The organism is Pseudoalteromonas sp. 20-MNA-CIBAN-0454 (assembly GCF_040308685.1).
GTDB lineage: Bacteria > Pseudomonadota > Gammaproteobacteria > Enterobacterales > Alteromonadaceae > Pseudoalteromonas > Pseudoalteromonas nigrifaciens.
On sequence record NZ_JBEOOB010000156.1, the window covers coordinates 1 to 279 of the forward strand.

At 53.4% G+C, this 279-nt stretch carries 1 protein-coding gene; it reads right to left on the bottom strand.

What is annotated here, in order from left to right:
* Window positions 1-279, bottom strand: a 279-nt coding sequence (locus AAEZ22_RS18355; RefSeq protein WP_352298465.1) for a class I tRNA ligase family protein, incomplete at both ends; no start/stop codon positions are given.

Sequence of the window (279 nt, forward strand, 5' to 3'; positions counted from 1 at the left end):
CGTGACAGACGCGCATCTTCATCATGAGAGACGTTTTGTAGTAGCACTGGCAGACGTACCGCATTGCCCAGTTTCATCTCACCACGGATGTTACGGACGCTCGCGATCAGCTCCTGTAGCCACGCCATATCTGCTTCAGTCTGCTCACTGATTTGGCTATCATCGGTCTGTGGATAGTCAGCGACCACGATGCTGTCGGTGTTTTTGCGACCCAGTAGCGGCGCGATGGTCTGCCAGATTTGCTCAGTCAGATACGGCATGATTGGATGGGTGAAACGT